The organism is Massilia sp. 05N420 (assembly GCF_056397205.1).
Genome location: NZ_JBFTMX010000128.1, coordinates 1 through 572, shown reverse-complemented (window position 1 = coordinate 572; position 572 = coordinate 1). Strand labels below are relative to the sequence as shown.

Genomic DNA, 572 nt, shown 5'->3' with positions numbered 1-572 from the left:
CTTCAATCCCGCTGATGTGCTCGTTGATAGCGTCGATGTGCTGGTAGACACTTCTCAACACGGTGCGCGCGGGCTCGGGTAGGTGGCTCTTGTCAGAGCTCAAGATCTGCTTGAGTTCGACAACGTTATGGTCCTAGACGGGACGACAAATCCGAATTCAGCCAAAAGGCCGCGCAGCGCATTGATGGCGGAGGTTCGCTGGCGAATGAACAGCGTTCGCGTTTTCATCAGAGTGGTGATTGCCTGCTGTCCGGACTTTTGATGGCCACGAAGCGCATTCCTGGCTGCGTCGCGGCGTTGGCAATTACTTCGGCGTCAAGAGCATCGGATTTATCCCGTTTGACGAATGGTTTGACGTATTGCGCGGGTATGAGCAACGGCGTGTGCCCCGACCTTTCAATCTCTCTCGCCCAATAATGAGCGCCGGCGGTGGCTTCCAGTGCGACAACGCATCCACGATCCTTCTTAAAGAAACCTGGCAATTCCGCTCTCGCCAGCTTGTGGCTGAAAACCTTGTCCCCGTCTTTGTTCATTCCGTGGACCTGGAAGGCCTGTTTGGCGAGGTCCAGACC

Annotated in this window: 1 protein-coding gene; it reads right to left on the bottom strand. The window is 55.8% G+C overall.

The window, feature by feature from the left end; translation table 11 throughout:
• Positions 1–227: 227 nt before the first annotated feature.
• Positions 228–572: IS110 family transposase (locus AC1DIX_RS27600; RefSeq protein ID WP_477328517.1), on the bottom strand; the 345-nt coding region annotated here is incomplete at its 5' end.